18 protein-coding genes are annotated in these 20,408 nt (G+C 69.4%); 11 read left to right on the forward strand and 7 right to left on the reverse strand.

What is annotated here, in order from left to right; translation table 11 throughout:
* Window positions 1–139 precede the first annotated feature (139 nt).
* Together VN779_RS05935 and VN779_RS05940 are read right to left on the reverse strand one after the other, a co-directional pair.
* Entirely contained in the window at window positions 140–1,273 is a 1,134-nt protein-coding gene (locus VN779_RS05935; RefSeq protein WP_325720966.1) for a GTP-binding protein, read from the reverse strand.
* Between the two features lie 341 nt (window positions 1,274–1,614).
* On the reverse strand, window positions 1,615–2,208 hold the full coding sequence (locus tag VN779_RS05940) for a TIGR03086 family metal-binding protein (protein WP_325720967.1): 594 nt from the start codon (window positions 2,206–2,208) through the stop codon (window positions 1,615–1,617).
* Between the two features lie 98 nt (window positions 2,209–2,306).
* Between VN779_RS05940 and VN779_RS05945 the strand changes: the two genes are divergently transcribed.
* Window positions 2,307–2,690 (forward strand): VOC family protein, encoded by a 384-nt coding sequence (locus VN779_RS05945; RefSeq protein ID WP_325720968.1) that lies wholly within the window; start codon window positions 2,307–2,309, stop codon window positions 2,688–2,690.
* Window positions 2,691–2,704: 14 nt separating this feature from the next.
* Here the strand turns inward: VN779_RS05945 and VN779_RS05950 are convergent, their stop codons facing one another.
* Window positions 2,705–4,651: a bifunctional 3'-5' exonuclease/DNA polymerase gene (locus VN779_RS05950; protein ID WP_325720969.1), complete on the reverse strand. Its 1,947-nt coding sequence runs from the start codon at window positions 4,649–4,651 to the stop codon at window positions 2,705–2,707.
* Between the two features lie 275 nt (window positions 4,652–4,926).
* Between VN779_RS05950 and VN779_RS05955 the strand changes: the two genes are divergently transcribed.
* From VN779_RS05955 to VN779_RS05995, 9 genes are all read left to right on the forward strand, one after another.
* Window positions 4,927–7,233, forward strand: a complete 2,307-nt coding sequence (locus tag VN779_RS05955; RefSeq protein ID WP_325720970.1) for an ATP-binding protein — start codon at window positions 4,927–4,929, stop codon at window positions 7,231–7,233.
* Between the two features lie 217 nt (window positions 7,234–7,450).
* Window positions 7,451–8,635, forward strand: coding sequence for an FAD-binding oxidoreductase (locus VN779_RS05960; RefSeq protein ID WP_325720971.1), 1,185 nt, complete (start codon window positions 7,451–7,453; stop codon window positions 8,633–8,635).
* Entirely contained in the window at window positions 8,629–8,976 is a 348-nt protein-coding gene (locus VN779_RS05965; RefSeq protein ID WP_325720972.1) for a (2Fe-2S)-binding protein, read from the forward strand. Before VN779_RS05960 ends, VN779_RS05965 begins: the two co-directional genes overlap by 7 nt.
* Window positions 8,973–10,580 (forward strand): FAD-dependent oxidoreductase, encoded by a 1,608-nt coding sequence (locus VN779_RS05970; RefSeq protein ID WP_325720973.1) that lies wholly within the window; start codon window positions 8,973–8,975, stop codon window positions 10,578–10,580. The genes VN779_RS05965 and VN779_RS05970 overlap by 4 nt, the downstream gene beginning before the upstream one ends.
* Window positions 10,573–11,472, forward strand: a complete 900-nt coding sequence (locus tag VN779_RS05975; protein WP_325720974.1) for a dihydrodipicolinate synthase family protein — start codon at window positions 10,573–10,575, stop codon at window positions 11,470–11,472. Before VN779_RS05970 ends, VN779_RS05975 begins: the two co-directional genes overlap by 8 nt.
* A 69-nt stretch (window positions 11,473–11,541) precedes the next feature.
* Window positions 11,542–12,558: a proline racemase family protein gene (locus tag VN779_RS05980; protein ID WP_325720975.1), complete on the forward strand. Its 1,017-nt coding sequence runs from the start codon at window positions 11,542–11,544 to the stop codon at window positions 12,556–12,558.
* Window positions 12,559–12,649: 91 nt separating this feature from the next.
* Window positions 12,650–13,330, forward strand: coding sequence for a GntR family transcriptional regulator (locus VN779_RS05985; protein ID WP_414639589.1), 681 nt, complete (start codon window positions 12,650–12,652; stop codon window positions 13,328–13,330).
* A gap of 83 nt (window positions 13,331–13,413) precedes the next feature.
* Window positions 13,414–14,310 carry an SAM-dependent methyltransferase gene (locus VN779_RS05990; protein ID WP_325720978.1) on the forward strand — a complete coding sequence of 299 codons (897 nt, stop codon included), beginning with the start codon at window positions 13,414–13,416 and terminating at the stop codon, window positions 14,308–14,310.
* A 110-nt stretch (window positions 14,311–14,420) separates the two neighbouring features.
* Window positions 14,421–15,086, forward strand: a complete 666-nt coding sequence (locus VN779_RS05995) for a DUF1707 domain-containing protein (RefSeq protein ID WP_325720980.1) — start codon at window positions 14,421–14,423, stop codon at window positions 15,084–15,086.
* On the opposite strand, the gene VN779_RS06000 is transcribed toward VN779_RS05995, so the two are convergent.
* Window positions 15,040–16,581, reverse strand: coding sequence for a helix-turn-helix domain-containing protein (locus tag VN779_RS06000; RefSeq protein ID WP_325720982.1), 1,542 nt, complete (start codon window positions 16,579–16,581; stop codon window positions 15,040–15,042). The two genes, VN779_RS05995 and VN779_RS06000, sit on opposite strands and share 47 nt — an antisense overlap.
* A 150-nt stretch (window positions 16,582–16,731) precedes the next feature.
* On the opposite strand from VN779_RS06000, the gene VN779_RS06005 reads away from it, so the two are divergent.
* Window positions 16,732–17,775, forward strand: a complete 1,044-nt coding sequence (locus VN779_RS06005; RefSeq protein WP_325720984.1) for a helix-turn-helix transcriptional regulator — start codon at window positions 16,732–16,734, stop codon at window positions 17,773–17,775.
* Here VN779_RS06005 and VN779_RS06010 read toward each other — a convergent pair.
* The 3 genes from VN779_RS06010 to VN779_RS06020 form a co-directional block, all read right to left on the reverse strand.
* The gene (locus tag VN779_RS06010) at window positions 17,748–18,593 is read right to left on the reverse strand and encodes a hypothetical protein (RefSeq protein WP_325720986.1); all 846 of its coding nucleotides are present in this window, start codon (window positions 18,591–18,593) and stop codon (window positions 17,748–17,750) included. The two genes, VN779_RS06005 and VN779_RS06010, sit on opposite strands and share 28 nt — an antisense overlap.
* Window positions 18,594–18,619: 26 nt before the next feature.
* Window positions 18,620–20,173, reverse strand: a complete 1,554-nt coding sequence (locus tag VN779_RS06015) for an AMP-binding protein (RefSeq protein WP_325720988.1) — start codon at window positions 20,171–20,173, stop codon at window positions 18,620–18,622.
* On the reverse strand, window positions 20,163–20,408 hold a 246-nt coding region (locus tag VN779_RS06020; protein ID WP_325720990.1), incomplete at its 5' end, for a hypothetical protein. The genes VN779_RS06015 and VN779_RS06020, both read right to left, overlap by 11 nt.

Raw genomic sequence — 20,408 nt, forward strand, 5'->3', positions numbered from 1 at the left:
ATCCGACTCAGAGGTCTGACGAATGCGTCGACGCGCCGCGGCCCGCGCGCTGGATTTCGTGGTTTCAGTCCGTTGTTTCAGTTCATGGTGCCAACTTTGGTCGGTGGTTTCCTTGCACTGGTCGCGGGTCGCCTCGCGGTCAGCCGGTCGCCGCTAGTCGTTGCGGCTGATATCGCCGATGCGCACTGCGAAACGAGGACGGCCGTGCGCCGTGCGAGGTTGCCCGGTGAGCCTTGTCGGCGGCCGCGATCGCCGCGCGGACGGCGTCGTCGAGGGTCGAGGGCGGGCAGACGACCCGGGCGTTGATGGTGGCGTATCCGTACTCCACCGGCCTGGCTGCTGCCCGATCGGCCTGTGGCGGCGCGCCGGTGTCAGTCACGCTCAGCTTGGCCAGGCCCGCCGGGGTGCGCACCGCGAGCTTGATGTGCCCGACGAAATAGCCGGCCGCCGCGCTCCATTCGGACAGCTGCCGCAGCACCGTCTTGGCCCAGGCGACCGCGTCGAAGGCGGACTCGGCCGCGGTGACCCGGAACGCCTCGTTCAGCCAGGCGACCTGCGATTCGGCGTCGGCGTACCGGGTGAAGTCTAGTTTCGGCTCGCCGCGTACGGCGCGCACCTGCGCCCCCTGGCTCTCGAGCGCGGGATTCGGGCGGGTCCAGGCTCGGATCAGTTCTTCCAGACCGACGCCGGTCGTGGCGCTGTAGGGCAGCACGGCGGCCCTCGGGTAGTCGGCGGCGAGTCTGGCTTCGAGTTTGGCGGTGCGCTCGTCGCCGATCAGGTCGGTCTTGTTGATGGCGAGAAGTTCCGCTTCGACGAGCTGGCGGCCGAACACGTAGCCGAGGTCCGGCTCCGGTTCGCAGCGCTCGGCTGCCCTGGTGAACGCGGCCAGCCGCAGCGGATCGACGACGGCGGTGAGCGGTGCGACCGTCATCCGGCCGCGATACCGCTCGCGCAGTGGTCTCACCACCGTGTTGCGTAGATCGGCGCAGCTGCCGGACGCTTCGACGAGCACGACGTCGGCCTTGCCGGCCATGTCCGCGTCGGCGAGCAGCGCGGCGAGATCGGGTAGGCGTCGGCATAGGCAGCCGCCGGCCAGTTCCGCGACTTCGTCGAGGCCGCCACGGGCGAGATTGGTGTCGACCAGGCCGGCGCCCGGGTCGTTGGTGACGACGGCGACCCGCCGACCGGTGCGCTGCATGGCGATCGCCGCGGAGATCAGCGTCGTGGTCTTGCCGGAGCCCAGGAAGCCGGAAAGCGGTACCAGGGTGATCACGGGCGGGTCGGTCCCTTCGTGTGGGCGTCGGCCGTGCTCAGGGCCTGCCTCACGGTTCGGCAGGCCCGTTTTCCTCGGCCAGCGGCCGTGATGCGTTCGTGATCCCCGTATCGCGCCGCCCGCCCGGAGCGCCCATGAGAACACTGGCACACCAGGTGGACGGGAACACCATGGCGCAGTCAATCGACGCGTGTCAATAATCCGCGCGGTCGGAATGCGAACGCTGATAACGAACCCTGATTAGCTTCCCCATCAGTGTTAACGAGTTTGACGTCCACCTGATCAACGCAGAGCTCTGCCAAATCCGCCGCCCTACCTGGCGGTCCGTCAGTTGCGGCGGGTTACGGTTTCCAGTCCGGTGAGCGTCCGAGCAGGGCGAGGACTCGGCCCAGCAGGTCCGTGTCGCCGCCGACACGCACGGACGGCCGGAATGCCGCGCCGGGCTGCTCGCGCGGCGGGCCGTCCGGTATCGCGAGCGATATGACCAGTGCCGCCTCCAGTACCTCGTCGTCGAAGAACACTGGAAGGTCGAGCGCCCTGGCCACGTCCCAGCCGTGCGCGACGCTGTCGACCAGGTGGAAGCCGACCGCGGTCTGCGAGGGGTAGAAACCGCCGCCGCGTATCTCCGCCAGCCATGCCGAGCGCTCCGCGAAGCCCGGCGCGGCGAAGTCCTCGGCGAGCTTCGCGGCGCTGTCCGCGTGCTGGCCGGTCGGGTCGTCCGCTATCGGGACCGGAGCGAAGGCTTCCACACCGTTGCGCTCTCCGCGCGCGGCCGCCGCGAAGCCGAGGTTCTGTCCGATCATGTGCGCGATGAGCTGACCGAGGTTCCATTCGGCGCACGGAGTGGGCAGCTCAAGGCGCTCTGGCGTCACCTGGTTGACGATGTCGACGCTGACCTGCAACGCCCGCCGATGCAACACCCGTAGATCAGTCATGCTTGGCACACTACCCGCGACCACCGACAGTGGGTGGCGCGAGCGGTGGACGCGGAATCTCGATTGACCGAGGTCCTGCCCGCCCCCAGGATGACCCGGTGAACCTACGCATTCAGAGCCTGGACATCGACTGCTTGGATCCGTCCGCCGTCGCGGACTTCTGGCAGGAAGCACTCGGCTGGCGCCGTACCCACGAGGATCCCGACGAGATCGTGCTCGAGCCGCCGGCCGGCAGCCCCCAGGACGGTGTCGCACCCGACCTGCTGTTTCTCCGAGTGCCCGACCCGACGACCGGCAAGAACCGGCTTCATCTCGACCTGCGCCCGGACGATCAGGGCGCCGAGGTGGAGCGGTTGATCTCGCTGGGCGCGCGACGGGTGTCGATCGGGCAGCCGGATGAGGTGACCTGGGTGGTCATGGCCGATCCCGAGGGCAACGAGTTCTGCGTCCTGCGGGCGTTGCCGCCGGACCAGCAGGCGTAGGCCGTGCGGCGCGGTCATTTCGCGTCGGCGTAGCAATCGACGATCGCGGTGGCCAGCGGAAACCGGACCGGGGTCGGGCCGAACACCGCCCGGCGCGCCTCTTCCCCGGCCTCGGCCACCACGCGGGCCGCCTGCTCGGCGAGCGCACTCGGTGTGTGCACGACGACTTCATCGTGGACGAAGAAAACGAGGTGCGGCGCCGTGGCGAACAGGGCCGCGGTTCGATCGGCTGCCTCCGGACGGCCATCGGTGACCGGCGGGGCCTGAGCGGAGAGTTCCGAAAGCTTGCGCCGCAGCACCGCGAGCCACACCAGAGCCCAGTCCGCGGCGCTGGCCTGGATCACGAAGTTCCTCGTGAAGCGGCCCCGGCTACGCGCCGCCTGTCCCGACCGGCGTGCCGGGTCACCGCCCCCGCTCTCGGCGACCTCGTCCGGACCATCCGGATCCGCCGCACCGATCGGGTCCTGCCCGGCGTCGCTGGAGCCCGATCCGGCCGCGCCCTCGGTGTCCGCGTTTCCTGCCATGCCGGTCACCAGGCTTCGCCAGCGCGAGGACGGCGGTGGGCAGGCCCGGCCGAGCCGCGAGTACACGACACCGCCGCGCTCCCCCGTCCTCGCCGCGTCTTCGACATACGCCATCGCGACCGGGAACCTCTTGCGCAATACGGCAAGCAACGGCCCGATGCCGCCGCTGGTCTGCCCGTACATCGCGCCGAGCAGCGCCAGTTTCGCGGCCGCGCGGTCGCCGTCGAATGCCTCCGCGGCCAGTGCGGCATACAAGTCGCCTTCGGCCGCGGCGCGCGCCAGGCCGCGGTCTCCGGAGACCGCGGCGAGCACACGCGGCTCGAGCTGCCCGGCGTCCGCGACCACCAGCGACCAGCCCTCGTCCGCGATGACCGCCCGGCGCATGATGCGCGGGATTTGCAGCGCGCCGCTGTTGCGTGTCGCCCAGCGCCCGGACACCACTCCCCCGACGACGTACTCGGGCCGGTACCTGCCGCCTTTCACCCACGCGTCCTGCCAGGCCCAGCCGTGCGCGGCGTGCAGTCGGGAGAGTTCCTTGTATTCGATGAGCAGTTCGATGCCCGGATGATCAATCTGGCGCAGCTCCCAGGCGCGGGTGGATTGCACGGAGAACCCGGCGTGTCTCAGGGTGCGGAGAACCTGGTTGGGGGAATCCGGATTGAACCGGCCAGGCGGATATCCGAACGCGGCCCCGACACGGGTGCCGAGTTCGGCCAGCTTGGCGGGCAGCGCGTCGCCGAAGGACCGCGGCCCGAGCAGATCGCTGAGCACGGCGTCGTGTGCGCCGACGCGCCAGGGTAATCCGCTGGCTGCGATCTCGGCCGCGACCAGGCCGCCTGCCGACTCGGCTGCGACCAGAGTGGAGAGCGCTGGGGGCGGAGAAACCGAAGGTGCGCTGCTACGGCGCGGCGTAGTCGCGGTCGCAGTGCGCGGTTCGCTCGTGCCCGCCGCGGCGATGCGGCGCAACTGGTCGGCGTGCACCGCGACCAGCATCTCCAATTCCTGCCGCGGATCGGGCGGCTCACCGGACGAGGTAGCGAACAGGCCGGGGCCGAACAGCGCGGTCTGTTCCTCGGGCCCGGCCGGCTTGGGATCCTCCGGGACCGGCAGGCCGCGCAGCCGTGCCCACGCCGCGGCCAGCGAGCGCGGTTCGCCGAAGCGGCCGGCTAGCCCAAGCAGCAGTGCCTCGGTCAGCGCGACGTCGTGACAGCGCTCGACGCGAATCCCGGCGCGCAACAGGCGCGGATATTCGGTCTCCGTCGCGCCCAGCACCCAGCGTGGCGTGTCCGCGCGCTCACGTTCGGCTACCGTCGCCGCCAGGTCGTCCGCGCGCTGCGGCGGCTGCACGGGCGTGCCGTCGTCAGCCAAGACCTGGATCCACCCGGACAGGCCGCAATCGCCTGGCTCGGCTGCGTCCATGGTCACCGCGATCCGCATGTTTCCATCATCGCGCTACGCACCGACACTGCCGGCGCTTCGAGGCCGGCCGGCTCGGCGAAGAGCGCTGATCGGATGGCGCATTCATGTCTGCGTTGCGAGACGGCGTCTTTCTTACCGCACCGGTCGGCGATCATGCTGTGTGCACGCGCTATCAGGCATTCGAAACCTGCGTGACAGGAGTAGGCGTCTGCGGGGCGTGTAATATCGGCTTCTTAATCAAAGGCCCGTTGCCGGGCGGCGGGCGAGCACGGACAAACTGGAGATCGCCCGAAATGACACCGGCGGCCACCTCACCTTCCGAACCGGTCGTTTCCGCGCTCGGCACCGTTCTACGCCGACTGCGGCGCGGGCGCGGCCTGGCCCAACGCGATCTGCTTCAGCCGCTGCACCTCGGCTCGCACAGCGCGATCGTCGATTACGAGGCGGGCCGGCGGATCCCGCCTGAGGCGGTCATCGAGGCATATGAGCGGTTTTTCAACCTCACTCCGGGAACGCTCGCCCGGCTGCGGGAGCAGGCCTTGGCCGAACGGGCCGCGCCGGAACCCGCGCACGCCAGCACTCCGGCTCCGCGCCAACTGCCCGCCGCCATCGAGCACTTCACCGGTCGCACCGGGGAACTGGTGCGGCTCGACCGGCTGCTGCGTGAGAGCGGTACCGCGATCCCGGTGGTGATCAGCGCGGTCAACGGGATGGGCGGGATCGGCAAGACGACCCTCGCCGTGCACTGGGCTCACCAGGCACGCGATAGCTTCCCCGACGGCGAGCTCTACATCGATCTGCAGGGCTTCCATCCCTCCGGGCATCCGGTTGCCGCGGAGGATGCAATCGGCCGCTTCCTTACCGCACTCGGCGTGCCGGAGGAGCGGATGCCCGCCTCGCTCGACGGGCGCACGGTCCTGTACCGCACGCTTATGGCGGATCGCAGGATGCTGGTGCTTCTAGACAACGCCCGCGACACCGAGCAGGTAAGACCGCTGCTTCCGGCGGCCCCGCATTGTCGGGTGCTGATCACCAGTCGTTCCCGGCTTTCCGGCCTCGCTGTGCGTGAGGGTATGCAGCGGATTTCCTTGGAGACGCTGGCGCTGCGTGACGCGATCCGGTTGCTGCGTCGCACGATCGGCGAGCGCGCGGTTGCCGAACCGGGCGCTACCGCGGCGTTGGCGGAGCTTTGCGCGCGTCATCCGCTGGCGCTGCGCATAGCGGCCGAGCGGATCGCCGGCGACGAGACGATGACGGTCACCGACGCGGTCGCGGCGCTGAGCGTCGCGGCGAACCGGCTGAGCGAGCTGTCGGTGGAGGACGACGAGACCGCCGCAATCCGTACGGTGTTCGGTTGGTCGTATCAGACGCTTCCTTCACCCGCGCGGCGGATGTTCCGGCTGCTTGGTCTGCACGATGGTCCCGATCTGCCACTCGCGGCCTGCGGGGCGCTCAGCGATCTGAGCGAGGAGGCGTGCACGGAGGCGCTCGCCCGGCTGACCGACTCGAATCTGGCGGAGGAGTACACGCCGGGCCGCTTCCGCCTGCACGACCTGCTGCGGCTGTTCGCCCACGAACGCGCTCTCGTTGAGGACTCGGAACAGGATCGCACTGCCGCGGTCACCGGTCTGACCGACTGGTTCCTGCACAGTGCCTGTACCGCACGGGTCACTCTCGACCCGCACCTGCCGCCGCTGGAGCCGCCCGCGGCCCGGCTTGCCATACCGGCTCAGCGATTCGCCGACGACCAGGCCGCACTCGCCTGGTGCGAGCTGGAGCGGCAGAACCTCACCGCGATCGCGCTGCAGGCTCAGCAGTTCAACCTGAACGAGCAGGGCTGGAAGCTGCCGACCGCGCTGTTCCCGTTCTTCGACCGGCGCAAGCACTTCGGCGACTGGATCGCGACCCACAAGGCCGCCGCCCTCTGCGCGCACCAGTTGGGCGATCGCGAGGCCGAAGGCAAGGTGCTGTGCAACCTCGGCAGCGCGTACCGGCCGATGCGACGCTTCGATGAGGCCGTCGACAACTACGAGCGAGCCATCGTGCTGATGCGCGAGGTCGGCTGGCGCACCGGGGAAGCCAAGGTGCTCGGCAACCTCGCCGCGACACACGCCGACGCCGATCGGCCCGAGGACGCGATAACGGTCGGCCTCCAGTCGTTCACCTTGTTCAAGGAGCTCGACGATGCGTGGGGCCAGGCGCTGTGCCTGTCGAACCTCGGAAATTCGTACGCGCGGCTCGGCCGGTTCGACGAGGCACAGCGCTCGCAGCAGACCGCGCTCGACCTCTTCCGCGAGCTGAAGGACCAGCGCGGCATGTCGCGTGCGGTCAACGGCATCGGCATCGCGATGGCCAGGCTCGGCAAGCCGCAGGAGGCGCTGGCATACGTCGCCGAGTCAGTGCGCGGCTTCGCAGAGACCGGCGACGTGCATGAAGAAGCGAATGCGCTGTGCGATCTGGCCTCGGTCTACCGGGACCTGGACCAGCCGCACGAGGCCGCGGCGCGGCTGCGCGAAGCCAGCCGGCTGTTCGAAGGACTCGGCGAGCACTGGATGGTCGCCGAGCTCAGATCCACGCTAGCCGAGGTCACGCAGCAGTAGGCCCGTCGTGGCGGGCGTCGGCTTGCGCGGAGCCGGGGCGACGCCGATGCCCCCTGCTGCACCGGCGGCGCCATCCCCGTCAGACGAGCCTTGCCAGGATCATCGCTGACGTCGCGGCCGGTGACGCCGATCCGGACCAAACGCCGACCAAACGCGGACCATGGTCGCCGCCGTCCCGGGCATTGGCGAAGTCGATAACATGTGACATTGTACTGGCGTGGCCCGGAACTTGGTCTGTGACGTCGTGATCATCGGCGCCGGCATGGTCGGCGCGGCTTGCGCGTACTACGCCGCGCGGGCCGGGCTGGACGTGATCGTGGTTGATCGCGCCTCGGTGGCCGGCGGCACCACCGGCGCAGGCGAGGGAAACCTGCTGGTGTCCGACAAGCCGCCTGGCCCGGAACTCGGCCTGGCGCTGTTGTCCGAGCGGCTGTGGCGGGAACTGGCCGCTGAGCAGTTCGGCGCGGCGATCGAGTATGAACCGAAGGGCGGCCTCGTCGTAGCGCAGGACGAGAAGAGCCTTGACGCGCTGAACGCATTCGCCGATGGGCAGAGCCGGTACGGCGTGCACGCGACGACGGTCGCCGCCGACAGTCTCAGCGATCTGGAACCGCACCTCGCCTCGGGGCTGGCCGGCGGGGTGTTCTATCCGCAGGACGCACAGGTGCAGCCGGCGCTCGCCGCCGCGCACCTGATTCGAGCGGCGGCCGGTTCGGGCGCGAAGTTGCGCTCGGCTGAGACCGTGACGCAGTTGCTGCGCACGCCGAGCGGAGCAATGCGCGGTGTCAGGACGAGTCGCGGCGAGATCCACGCACCGGCGGTCGTGAATGCGGCCGGCGTGTGGGGAGGAGAAGTCGCGGCGCTCGCCGCGGTCGCGTTGCCGGTCTTGCCGCGCCGGGGCTTCATCCTGGTGACCGAGCCTTTGCCACGGCTGGTCAGGCACAAGGTCTACGCGGCCGACTACGTGGCCGACGTCGCCAGCGATTCGGCGGCGCTGCAAACCTCGCCGGTGGTCGAGGGGACCGCGTCAGGGCCCGTACTGATCGGTGCCAGCCGTGAGCGCGTCGGCTTCGACCGTGCGGTGTCGCTGCCGGTGCTGCGGCGGCTGGCGGCGCAGGCGATCGACCTGTTTCCGGTGCTGGCGACGGTGAACGCGATGCGGGCGTACGTCGGCTTCCGGCCGTACCTGCCGGATCATCTGCCGGCGATCGGCCCGGATCCACGCGTGCCAGGGCTCGTACACGCCTGCGGCCACGAGGGCGCCGGGATCGGCTTGGCTCCGGCGACCGGGCGCCTTGTCGCGCAACTGTTGGCCGGCGCGGTCCCGGAGTTTGACCTGACGCCGTTGCGGCCCGATCGCTTTACCGCGGCTTCGATGAGAGCGGAGGCGGAAGCATGCTGATTCGGCGCCGGAGCAAGGCGGCGAGCGCGCCGCGTACGCCGGAACAGCTGGTCGGGGCGCGGCCGGAACCAGCCTTCGCGTTGCACATCGACGGCCGGGAAATCGAGGCGCTGCCGGGGCACACGATCGCCGCGGCGCTTTGGCGCGCAGGGATCATGTCATGGCGGACCACGCGCACTGGAGGCGAACCGCGCGGAGTGTTCTGCGGCATCGGGATCTGCTTCGACTGCCTGGTGACCGTGAACGGCCAGCCGAACCAGCGTGCGTGCTTAGTCCCGGCCAGTGCGGGCGACGTGGTGACCACGCAGGCGGGCACCGGCCGGGAAGGCGGCGGCGAGTGAACGGCGCGGCGGCGAAGGCTGACAGGGAGCTGCGACTCGCGGTGGTCGGCGCGGGCCCGGCCGGAATGGCGGCTGCGGTGGCCGCGGCGGACGCCGGGATCGCGGTGACCGTGGTGGACTCCGGTTCGTCTGTCGGTGGCCAGTTCTACCGGCAACCGGCGGCACGGCTGCGTGCTCGCGCGCCACAGCGACTGCACCACGGCTGGCGGACCTGGCGTGCACTCAAGTCACGGTTCGATCGACAGGTCTCGGCCGGTCGCATCCGTCTTCTGGCGGACCATCACGCGTGGTTCGCCGAACGGATCGGCGACGAATACCGCGTGCACGCGCTGATCGGTCCCGAACAGCAGCACTCGGTCATCGTCGAGGCGGGCACGCTCCTGCTTGCGACCGGCGCCTATGAACGAGTGTTGCCGTTCCCCGGCTGGACGCTGCCCGGCGTGGTCACGGCCGGTGGCGCTCAAGCGATGTTGAAAGGCTCGCTGGTGCTGCCGGGCCGCGAGGTGGTGGTCGCGGGTACCGGTCCGCTGCTGCTCCCGGTGGCTGTCGGGCTCGCTGACGCGGGCGCGCGGGTCAAGGCCCTGATCGAGTCGGCCGACCGGCGAAGCGTCGCCAGGCTTGCCCCGACCTTGGCCGCGCATCCGGACAAGCTCGCCGAAGCCGCGGGGTACGCCGCTCGCCTCGCCGCGCATCGCATTCCGATCAAGTACGGTCACACGGTTGTCGCGGCGCACGGTCGTGACCGCGTCGAAGCAGTCACCGTCGCCGCGCTCGATGCGAAAGGCCAGGCGGCTCCGGGTTCTGAGGTGTGGATACCCTGCGACAGCCTCGCGGTCGGCCACGGCCTGCTTCCCCATCTCGATCTCGCGCTGACGCTCGGTGCCCGCGTCGAGGAGGATGCCGTGCCGGCGGTCTGGGTGGACTCCGAGCAGCGTACGAGCGTGCCGGGTTTGTGGGCGGCGGGCGAAGCGACGGGTGTCGGCGGAGCGGCCCTCGCGCTGGTGGAGGGCGAGATCGCGGGCCGGTCGGTCACCGCTTGGTCGCAAGGCCCGCAGCGCGCCTGGCTGGATGAGGATCACGCGCGTGACCCGGCGTGGTCGCACGCTGAGCAGAAGCGCCGCAGCCTGCGCGGGTTCTTCGCCGCGGTCAATGCCGCGTATTCACCGCCGGCCTCGTGGACCACACGGCTGACCGATGACACGACGATCTGCCGCTGCGAAGACGTGCGCGCAGCAGCGATCCGCAGCGCGATCGCCGACGACGGCGCGAATGATCTACGCACTGTCAAGCTGCTGACGCGCGCCGGGATGGGCTGGTGCCAGGGCCGAATGTGCGGACCGGCGGTCGCCGGGCTCATCGCGGAACGCGACGGCAACGGCCGCGCGACCGCAATCGCGACGTCTGTGACCGCGCCGTCCGTGACCGCGCCGTCCGTGACCGCGACGTCCGTGACCGCGCAGCGGCCCTTCGCTCGGCCGGTTCCGCTCGGCGCGCTGGCGGGATTAGACCAGGCAGAGCTTGATCTCGTCGCGGTTGATGGTGCAGCACTTGATGTCGCAGAGCCTGATGTTGCAGGGCAAGAGGAGGAAAGCACCAATGAGTGACCTTGGCTCGCGCCGTACATGGCACGGCGTGCTCGTGGCGACAGCGCTACCGCTGCGCGCAGATCTGAGCGTCGACTATGACGCCTACGCCGCTCACTGCGCCTGGCTGATCGAAGAGGGCTGCGACGCCGTCGTGCCGAACGGTTCTCTCGGCGAGTACCAGACACTCACGGCTGAAGAGCGGGCGCGCGTCGTCGAGGTCGCGATCTCGGCAGTCGGCGGCGAGCGGGTGATCCCGGGAGTCGCGGCGTACGGCAGCGTCGAGGCGCGCCGCTGGGCCGAACAGGCTGCGGAAGCGGGCGCTCAAGCCGTGATGCTGCTTCCGCCGAACGCCTACCGTGCCGACGAGCGCGCGGTGCGCACGCACTATGCGGCCGTCGCGCAGGTCGGGCTGCCGATCATCGCGTACAACAACCCTCATGACACGAAGGTCGACCTGACTCCCGAACTCCTCGCGTCCTTGCACGCCGACGGAAGCATCCGCGCGGTCAAGGAGTTCAGCGGCGACGTACGGCGCGCGTATCAGATTGCTGAGCTGGCGCCGGAGCTTGACCTGCTGATCGGTGCGGACGACGTGCTGCTGGAGCTGGCGATCGCCGGGGCGAAGGGCTGGGTCGCCGGGTATCCCAATGCCCTGCCACACTCGAGCGTCGAGCTGTTCCGGGCCGCGACCGCCGGCGACCTGGCAGCCGCGCTGCCGCTTTACCGGCAGCTGCATCCGCTGCTGCGCTGGGATTCGCGCACCGAGTTCGTCCAGGCGATCAAGCTCTCGATGGACCTGGCGGGCCGGTACGGCGGACCATGCCGACCGCCGCGCGTGCCGCTTTCATCAGAGCAGGAAGCCACGGTCCGCGCGGCCACCGAGAAGGCCCTCGCGGCGGGGCTGCGATGAACACCGCATCAACGAGGACTGCATCAATGAACCCAGCACCGATGCGGAGCGCGGCGAAGGAGTCCGGCCGTGCGTAGCAAGCTGGTCCTGCACGCTGTCGACTCGCACACCGAGGGTATGCCGACTCGGGTGATCACCGGCGGCGTCGGCGTCATCCCCGGCGCGACGATGTCCGAACGCCGCACGCATTTCATGCGCAACCTCGACGGTCTTCGTACCCTGCTGATGTTCGAGCCACGCGGGCACGCGGCGATGAGCGGCGCGATCCTGCAACCGCCGACCCGCCCCGACGCCGACTACGGCGTGCTGTTCATCGAGGTCTCCGGCTGCCTGCCGATGTGCGGGCACGGCACCATCGGCGTCGCCACGGTGCTGGTGGAGACCGGGATGGTGCCGGTGACCGAGCCGGTCACCAGGATCCGCCTGGACACTCCGGCCGGGCTGGTCACCGCCGAGGTCGCGGTGCGCGACGGCGCCGCCGAAGCGGTGACGCTGCGCATGGTGCCGTCATTCGCGGTCGGCCTGGATCGCAAAGCCCTGCTCCCGGACGGGCGCACGGTCACCTACGACCTCGCCTACGGCGGCAACTTCTACGCGATCCTGCCGCTTGAGCAGTTCGGCCTGCCGTTCGACCGGGCCGCGAAGAACGAGATCCTGGCCGCCGGCCTGTCGCTGATGCACGCGATCAACGAGGAGCAGCCGCCGGTGCATCCGACCGATCCGACCATCGTCGGCTGTCACCATGTGCACCTGCTCGCGCCCGACGCCACGGCCGCGCACTCGCGGCACGCGATGGCGATCCACCCCGGCTGGTTCGACCGCTCCCCCTGCGGCACCGGTACGGCGGCCCGGATGGCGCAGCTGCATGCGCGCGGCGAGCTGCCGCTGCACCAGGACTTCGTCAACGAGTCCTTCATCGGCAGCACTTTCACCGGCCGCCTCGTCGGCACAGCCGAGGTCGGCAGCTCGGAAACAGGGCTCGTATCCGCGGTGGTGCCGACCGTGACCGGCCGAGCCTGGATCACCGGCACGGCACAATATCTTCTCGACCCGACCGACCCCTTCCCCGCCGGCTTTCTCGTATGAGACGCCGCCTCGGATCAGACGCGGCTGCCCTGCCAGGCACGTCTGTCCTGCGCCGACGAAGCCGCCTGTACTAGGACCAACTGTTGTGAATATCACCGACCCGGCCGAAGCTCTGCCGTCGCTGTCCTCGCTCGGCGAGCGGCGCAACTACCGCGACCAGGTCGCGCACGCGCTGCGCGCCGCGCTGGTCGCCGGACAACTGCTGCCCGGAGAGCTGTACTCCGCGCCCGCACTCGCTGCACGCTTCGGCGTTTCCGCGACCCCGGTACGCGAGGCGATGCTCGATCTGGTGCGCGAAGGCCTGGTCGAAACGGTCTCCAACAAGGGATTCCGCGTCACGGCAGTGACCGAGCGGCAACTGGATGAGTACACGCATATCCGAGCGCTGATCGAGATCCCGACCGTCACCGGTCTCGCCCGCACCGCCGACCGTGACGAGCTTGAAGCTTTGCGTCCCGACGCCGAAAGCATCGTGCAATCCGCGAAAGCCGCTGACCTGATCGGTTACATCGAGGCCGATCGGCGATTCCATCTGCGTCTGCTCGCCCTCGCCGGAAACGCGCACCTCGTTGAAGTGGTCGGCGATCTGCGTAAACGCTCTCGCCTCTATGGGCTGACCGCGCTGGCCGAACGCGGTCTGCTGGAAGCCTCCGCCCAGGAGCACCTGGAACTGCTGGACGCGCTCATCGCTCGAGATGAAGCCGCCGTGACTGCCGTGATAACTCGGCACCTCGGCCACGTACGCGGGCTATGGGCCAGCTCAGCGCACTGACTGTCGCGGCGAGAGGCGCTCGCGGCCTGCCAGAGTCTCAGGCCAGTGCTTATCAGAGATCATAGGAGTCGGCTAGCATCGTCGTGGCAGCGATCGAACGACTCTTCGTGGAGGCGAGCATGCTGGACGGCGAACCCCCGACGTCAGATGACCCGCCGATCCTGGGCGAAGGACTGCTCGAACCCGGCTGGGCGCCTGGCACGATCGACACCAGCATTCCGCACCCGGCCCGCATGTACGACTACTACCTCGGCGGCAAAGACAATTATCAGGTCGACCGGGATGCCGCCGAGGAGGTCCTGGCGATCCTGCCCGAGGGCCGCGACATGGCGCGGGCGAATCGGGCGTTCCTCGGCCGCACGGTGCGGTACCTCGCCCGCAAGGGCATAAAACAGTTCCTTGACATAGGCACTGGCATTCCGGGGCCGGACAACACGAACGACGTGGCGCACGCCGTGCAGCCGGAGGCGCGCGTCGTGTACGTCGACAACGACCCGATCGTGCTCACCCACGCCAGCGCGCTGCTGGCCCGGCACGATCCGAAGTACACCACGGTGATCCAGGCGGATCTGCGCGATCCGGAATCGATCATCGACCATCCGGAGGCGAAGGCCGTGCTCGACTTCAGCCAGCCGATCGGCGTGCTGCTGGTCGCGGTGCTGCACTTCGTCAAGCACCAAGAGAACCCGCACGCCCTGGTCGACCGGCTCAAGCAGATCATGGTGCCGGGCAGCTACCTGGTCCTTTCGCACGGCACCAACGATTTCGAGCCGGAGCGGGCGAACAGCGCGGTGGCCGGCTACAACCGGGCCAGCGCCCCGTTCGTACTACGCAACCGGCAGGAGATCACCCGGTTCTTCGACGGCCTTGAGCTGGTCGAACCGGGCGTGGTGCAGATCCCGTGGTGGCAGCCGGACGCCGAGGTCGGCCCGGACGCCGAGCAGATCTGGATCTACGGCGGGATCGGCTACAAGCCCTGACCGCTGGCGCCCCGGCCGCGCGCTGACCAAGCGGCTGTCCGGTGGTGCCTGTGCCGCTGGACGCCGGGGCGCCCTCGCGCAGGTGCGGCATACCGCCTATGATCACGCCCATGACGACGGGGAACTCCGGGAACACGCCGGCCCAGCGCATCGGCCATCGGGAGCGCGATGCCACGGTGGAACGGCTGCGTGTGGCAGCCGGCGAGGGCCAGATCACCTTCGAGGAGCTCGAGACCCGGATGGAGGCCGCGCTCGCCGCGCGCACCGCCGAGGACATCGTGGCGCTCGTGGCGGACCTGCCGATGCCGGCCGGCGGGCCGTCGAGCGTGCTGGAGCCGGCGGCGCCGGCGCATCTCGCGGTCCGGCACGGCAAAGTGGAGCGGCTCGGAGCGTGGCGGGTGCCCGAGGAGATCACGCTGGAGTTGCGGCACTCCTCCTGCGCTCTCGACCTTCGTACGCCGCCGCTGCCGGCGAACGGGGTGCGCATCACCGTCGATGCCCGGCACAGCTCGATCAAGATCCTCGTCGCGCACGGCGCGGCGGTGGAAATGGACAACATCGCGAGAGGGCACAGCGCGACGAAGGACCGTCAGGCGCGCGCGGTCTCCGCATTGAACGGCCCACCGATCGTGCTGACCGGTACGTTGCAGCACAGCAGCATCAGGATTCTGCGCCCTGGCGAGGGATTGTTCGGTCGGCTGTCGCAGCGGCGTCAACGCAGAGCGCAGCTCAGCGCCGCATCAGGGCACTCACGGGCGTTGCCGCCTGCGCTGTAAAACCGATCGGCCGCACGTATGATCCGGCGAGCTGCTGTTGAAACGGCCCGCGCACAAGGTGCCTGACAAGGTGCAGCACTGCGAACTCTTCCGAGGCAGCGTCGCCTTCTGGCCGCGCCGCGCGAATCAAGTCATGCACGAACAGACCGTGCGCCGCGCGTGAGACCTCCCCGAAGCCGTAGCCGGAACGCACCGCGACCTGGTCCAGCGTCCAAGGCTGCGGCCACCGGCTGACGAGCGAGAGCAACCGCTTCGCCTGCGGGGTCAGCGCCGCGATCGCGTCTGCTAATCCGGCGCGTACCGAATCCGATCGTGTGCGCGTTCGATCTGCGGGCGGCGCGGTCAGCGCGAATGGGTCGCGGGCGGCGATCGCGGCCAAGCGCGCCGGCGCGAGCACGAGCGACCAGGCCGCCGCGGATTCGAGCGCGAGCGGGATGCCGTCGAGCGAACGAGACAGAGCACTGATGGCTTCATAATCGCGCTGCTTGGCCTGCCAGTGCGGGCGCAACTGGCGCATGTGCCAGAGCACCAGCTGCGCGGCGGCGGTGAGCGAATCGATCGGCTCGGCACCTGGGAGGTTGCCGTGGGCTTCAGCGCTCTCGCTGGCCACGAGCGGTGAGAGCCGCAGCGTGCGTTGCCCGAGAAGTGATGAGGCTGAGACGTCGGCGGTACGCAACGTGCTGACGATGCGCAGTTTCGGGCACCGACCCAGCAAGGTGAGCTGAGCGTCCGCCCCGAGGAGCGGCTCACGCTCCGCCGCTGCGCGCGGATTGCCGCTGATCGGTCGCCCGCGACCCGGCCGTTGTCCGTCCAGCACAAGCAGGAAGGGGCGGTCGCCGATGAACGCCGCGAGGTCGTTGACGGCGTCGTCGGGATTCTCCAACAGCTCGCGCTGCCATGGCTGCGCGGCCTGATCCGATTGGATCGGGCGGGTGCCGCCTGCCGGTCGCCGTGCTGCGTCGAGCCAGAGCACTGGTATCCCGAGGCGGGAGTGCAGTGCTTGCGCGACGGCGAGCGTCAGCCGCGATTTGCCCACGCCGCTGAGTCCGACGACCGCGATGAGCCGATCCTGTCCTGCGGCGAGCAGGTCATAGAGCAGCCGGGTTTCGTCCTCGCGCCCAAACAGCGGTCCACCTGCGGCGAGCGGCGGGGCGAACGCAGTCGCGGCCTCGGCCTCGGCCGAGCGGACCACTGCGTCGGTCGAGCCCCGGCCAGCCGCGGCTTCCAGCGTCGAACGTCGTTCGTCGCTCAACCGCAGCGCGTCAGCCAGCAGCCGGACCGTGTCGCGCCGGGGCTGGCGGGCGCGGCCGGTTTCCAGGTCCCGGATCGCGCGCACGCTGACCGTGGAGAAATCAGCCAGCTGAGTCTGCGTCAGCCCGGCCCGTCTGCGGTAGTACTGAAGCAGCGCGCCGAATCGACCGGCTTCGCGCTCGGCGTCTGGCTCACCTTCGCGATCTCTCCCTGCTGCCTGCGCGGCCGGTACCGTGGTTCGCATGACCGGTTCTCCCGCCTCCCTTCTCAGCTCTCTGCGGCGCCCTGATCTGGCGCGGCACGCCGAGACTTCAATATCGCCAGGGTCGGCGGGGCGCCACAAGGCGGTCGGACGCAGCCGGTCGCTGCATTGCAGAGATCTGAGGGGTGTCCGATGACCGCGCCTGCGTTCGGACCGATGGAGCCCGCCGAGCCTGTTGCGTCCCCCGACGAAGCGTTCCCGGCGCAGTCGCAGGACCTGCCGGATGACGCCCGCGCGACGTACGCGCTCATCCTGCGTAGCGGCCCGGTCCCGGTGACCTCACAGCTGCCCGGCTTGCAACAGCTCGCGGATCTCGGGTTGCTCGAACTGTCCGAAGACGGCGAGCAGCTGCGTCCGGTCGATCCGCGCCGCGTCGAGTCGCAGCTGACCAGCGACTGGCGACGGCGCGCCTGGGAGCTGGAACTGCGCGCCGCGACGCTCGAACGCGATATCAGCGGGCTGACGGCGCAATACGTCGCGGCGAGCGGGGTGCGGCACGAGGCGATCCGGTATCTGCACGGCATGCAGGCGATCGGCGACTTCACCGAGCTGGCGGTCCGCTCGGCGCGGCTCGAGGTCAGCACCGCGCATCCGGGCGGCGGAAAGGCGGCGCAGTTCCTGGGCGCGGCGCTTCCGCTGGCGCTCGACAGGCTGACCCGCGGTGTGGCGGTGCGCAGCCTGTACCAGCATTCGGGGCGGTTCAGCGAGCCGACGAAGGAGTATGTCCGGGAGCTGACAGCGCACGGCGGTTCGGTGCGCACCTTGGAAGAGTTCTTCGAATGGATGATCATCGTGGACCGCGAGCTGGCGATCCTGCCCGCTGACGCCGAATGCAGCGCGGCGGTGGCGGTGAGCGACCCGGCGGTGGTGCGATTCCTCGTCGACGTGTTCGAGCGCAACTGGCAGCGAGCCGCCGAGTTCACGCCAGCCCACGCCGCCATCTCCTCGCGCGAGGTGGTGCCGGAGATTCATGCGCTGATCAAGCGGCTGCTCAAGGAAGGGCTGACGGACTCGGCGATCGCCAAACGGATCGGTGTCAGTGAACGTACTTACCACACGCACCTTTCCCGGATCCGGACCACTCTGGGCGCGGTCAACCGGGTACAGCTCGGCTACATGCTCGCGCGCGAGGAATTCGAGTCCGCTGCTCAGGACGCGTCGGCTGAAGGGATCTGATACATCCAGCCGCGCGGTCCCGGCTCGCGGCCGGACTGGATGTCTAGCAGCGACTGGCGGATTGCTGCGGTCACTGGACCGGGCTCGCCATCGCCGAGCGGGACGACGCCTTCCAGCGTGCCGCACGTGAAGGTCTCCGTCGTGCCCTGCCTCGAAGCTGTCCGCCACTCGTGGAGCGTTGCGCGCTGCTGGCGGACGATGTAGCCGAGTCGCGAGGCCAGCGTGAGAACCGACTCGGCCATGACGCCGGGCGAAGCGCAGTCGTCTGGCGCAAGCAGGGTGACCTCGGCACGTGGCCGGGTCGCGCGCACGACGAAGCGGTTAGGCCCGTCAGGCTGATCGGTCGAGCTGCGCTCTGCCGCGCGGCTGGCGCTCTGTGCGGTCAGCACGAAACCGTAGTGCTGGGACGAGCCCTGCCCAAGCGACAAATCCGCGGCGAACATCTCAGAACGCAGACAAAGGCTTGATCCCGCTGCTTCGTCGAGCGAGCCGGCCTCCGCTTCGACAAGCTCGTCGACTGCCGATACGAACAGGTCGTCCGGCAGCGCGGGCATCGCCAGCCGGCGCGCGGATGCGCGAAACCGCCGGGCGTGCTCCCAAGGCCGGAAAGCGGCGATCGTGCCGTCCATGCGGCGACACACCTTCAGGACTTCGATCACCAGCTGATCGTTGTGATGGCCTGCCGCGCCGGGGTGCGCAGTGAGCTGCTCGATCGGAAGCAGTTGTGGCTTATGCCAACCCGCCGCAGGCGAGTAGTCCATGGTGAATGCGCGCGCAGTGACTTCGAGTTCGTAATCGTGTTCGGTCGGCATGCTCACCGGCGACGGCCCAATTGACGAAGCGCTCATGCGTGAGTCAGCCCTCGCAGCAGTGCGGCGCGGTCGACCTTTCCGTCCGCGCCGGTCGGAATCGCCTCAAGCCGCACGAACCGGCGCGGCACCATGAACGACGGGATCCGCTTGCGCAGCCAGGTCTTCATCGCGGCGTGGTCGAATGGCGCGCCGGTGTAGCACGCGACGAGTTCGTGCTCTGCGTTTCTGCCGCGAACCGCGATGACCGCCGCATCGGCGACGAGGGCGTGCCGGCGCAGCAGCGCCTCGATCTCGCCCGGTTCCACGCGCTGGCCGCGCAGCCTGAGCTGGTCGTCGATCCGGCCGAGGTGAATCAACTCGCCACCTACCCGCCGCACGCGGTCACCGGTGCGGAAGTAGGTTCGCGCGCCGACGCTCGTGAAGCGCCGCAGGTCGTCGGCCGGATTGAGGTAGCCGTCGAATTGCCACGGTCCGCGGACGCACAGCTCTCCTTCCACCGCCTCGAGTCCGTCGTCGCCAAGAACCACATGATCGACGCCGTCCCAGAACCGGCCGACCGGCACCGTGCCATCCGGCGTCTCAGGCCACTGATCACGGTCTGCCGGGAGGCGGTACGCCGCGCACGCGGCCATCAGTTCCATCGGCCCGTACACGTTCTCGATCACGGTTCCCGGAGCGACCGCACGCCACAGCTGCGCCTGCCGGTACGTCAACCGCTCGCCAAAGAACACGCTGTAACGCAGCCCCTTGACCATCCCGAGCGGTAGCTTGTCGAGCGTCGTTCCCGCCGTGATCAGCGCCGGGCCGGCGAAGAGGTGCGAGATCCCGCCGGTGATCAGATGGTCGGCGGGCACGAGCAATTCGGACCGCTGCGGCGCCACGAGCGTCGCGCCCGCCGCCCAAGTGACGAAGAGTTCGTAGATGGACGCGTCGATGCTCAGGTCGAAGGTGTGCGAGACGCGCGCTTCCGGCTCTACCTCGAAGCGTTCGACGAAGTCCGCGATGAGCGGCGTGATCTGGCGGTGCCGGATCGCAACGCCCTTGGGGCGTCCGGACGCACTCGACGCGTACAAGATGCACGCGGCATCGTCTGGCCCGGCAGTGGTCTGATACGACGCCCAATCCGGAGCCGTCTTCGGCATATCGGCAAGCGCTGGTCGAGCTCGCACGGCGGCGTCGGCTAGCGCGAGCAGCGTGAAACGCGCCTCCTCGCGCCCGCGTTCCCAGTGCAGAACGGCGGTGTCGTCCGCGAGGACGACGTCGACGCGGGCGAGCGAGCACAAGGCCTTGTTGCGCAACTCCGGATGCGCCGGGTTGAGCGGTACCACGGTCGCGCCGAGCCGCAGCGCTGCGAGGTAACCGACGAAGGAGAGCAGGCTACGCGACGCCAACAGCCCAACGCGCTCCGGACGCGAACCGCGGGCGATCAGCATGCGTTCGGCGAGCCACCGCGAGTACTGATCCAGCTGCCGGTAGCTGTACGCCTCGTCCCGCAGCTCTAGCGCCCTGGCGTACGGCGCACGCCGCACTGACCGCTCGAAGCAGTCGAACAGCGTCGGCGCGGTCTGGTCAAAATCAGCTGACATCAAGAACCTCCGAAGCGCTTGGTACCGCGAGTACGCGCCGCAGTTGTGTGGCGACCTCACTCACGCGGGTCAGCAGGAAGTCATCCGAGCCGGCGAAGGAGCGGAACGTCGTCGTCGCGTCCGTGACCTCACACCAGCCGAGCATTCGCTGTCCCGCTGGCGCGGACAGATCTTCCGCGCCCGCCCAGACGTGCAGCGGCGCGGCGATCGGCATCGTTTGCGGCGAGCCCGGAGA

It is taken from the genome of Actinocrinis sp. (assembly GCF_035605935.1).
In the GTDB taxonomy this organism is placed as follows: Bacteria; Actinomycetota; Actinomycetes; order Streptomycetales; family Catenulisporaceae; genus Actinocrinis.

What these genes read in the sequence shown, in the direction of transcription:
- VN779_RS05940 (WP_325720967.1), bottom strand. Translation starts at nt 2,208, where the DNA reads ATGACTGATCTACGGGTGTTGCATCGGCGGGCGTTGCAGGTCAGCGTC.
- VN779_RS05950 (WP_325720969.1), bottom strand. Translation starts at nt 4,651, where the DNA reads ATGCGGATCGCGGTGACCATGGACGCAGCCGAGCCAGGCGATTGCGGC.
- VN779_RS05955 (WP_325720970.1), top strand. Translation starts at nt 4,927, where the DNA reads ATGACACCGGCGGCCACCTCACCTTCCGAACCGGTCGTTTCCGCGCTC.
- VN779_RS05965 (WP_325720972.1), top strand. Translation starts at nt 8,629, where the DNA reads ATGCTGATTCGGCGCCGGAGCAAGGCGGCGAGCGCGCCGCGTACGCCG.
- VN779_RS05975 (WP_325720974.1), top strand. Translation starts at nt 10,573, where the DNA reads ATGAGTGACCTTGGCTCGCGCCGTACATGGCACGGCGTGCTCGTGGCG.
- VN779_RS05995 (WP_325720980.1), top strand. Translation starts at nt 14,421, where the DNA reads ATGACGACGGGGAACTCCGGGAACACGCCGGCCCAGCGCATCGGCCAT.
- VN779_RS06000 (WP_325720982.1), bottom strand. Translation starts at nt 16,581, where the DNA reads ATGCGAACCACGGTACCGGCCGCGCAGGCAGCAGGGAGAGATCGCGAA.
- VN779_RS06005 (WP_325720984.1), top strand. Translation starts at nt 16,732, where the DNA reads ATGACCGCGCCTGCGTTCGGACCGATGGAGCCCGCCGAGCCTGTTGCG.
- VN779_RS06015 (WP_325720988.1), bottom strand. Translation starts at nt 20,173, where the DNA reads ATGTCAGCTGATTTTGACCAGACCGCGCCGACGCTGTTCGACTGCTTC.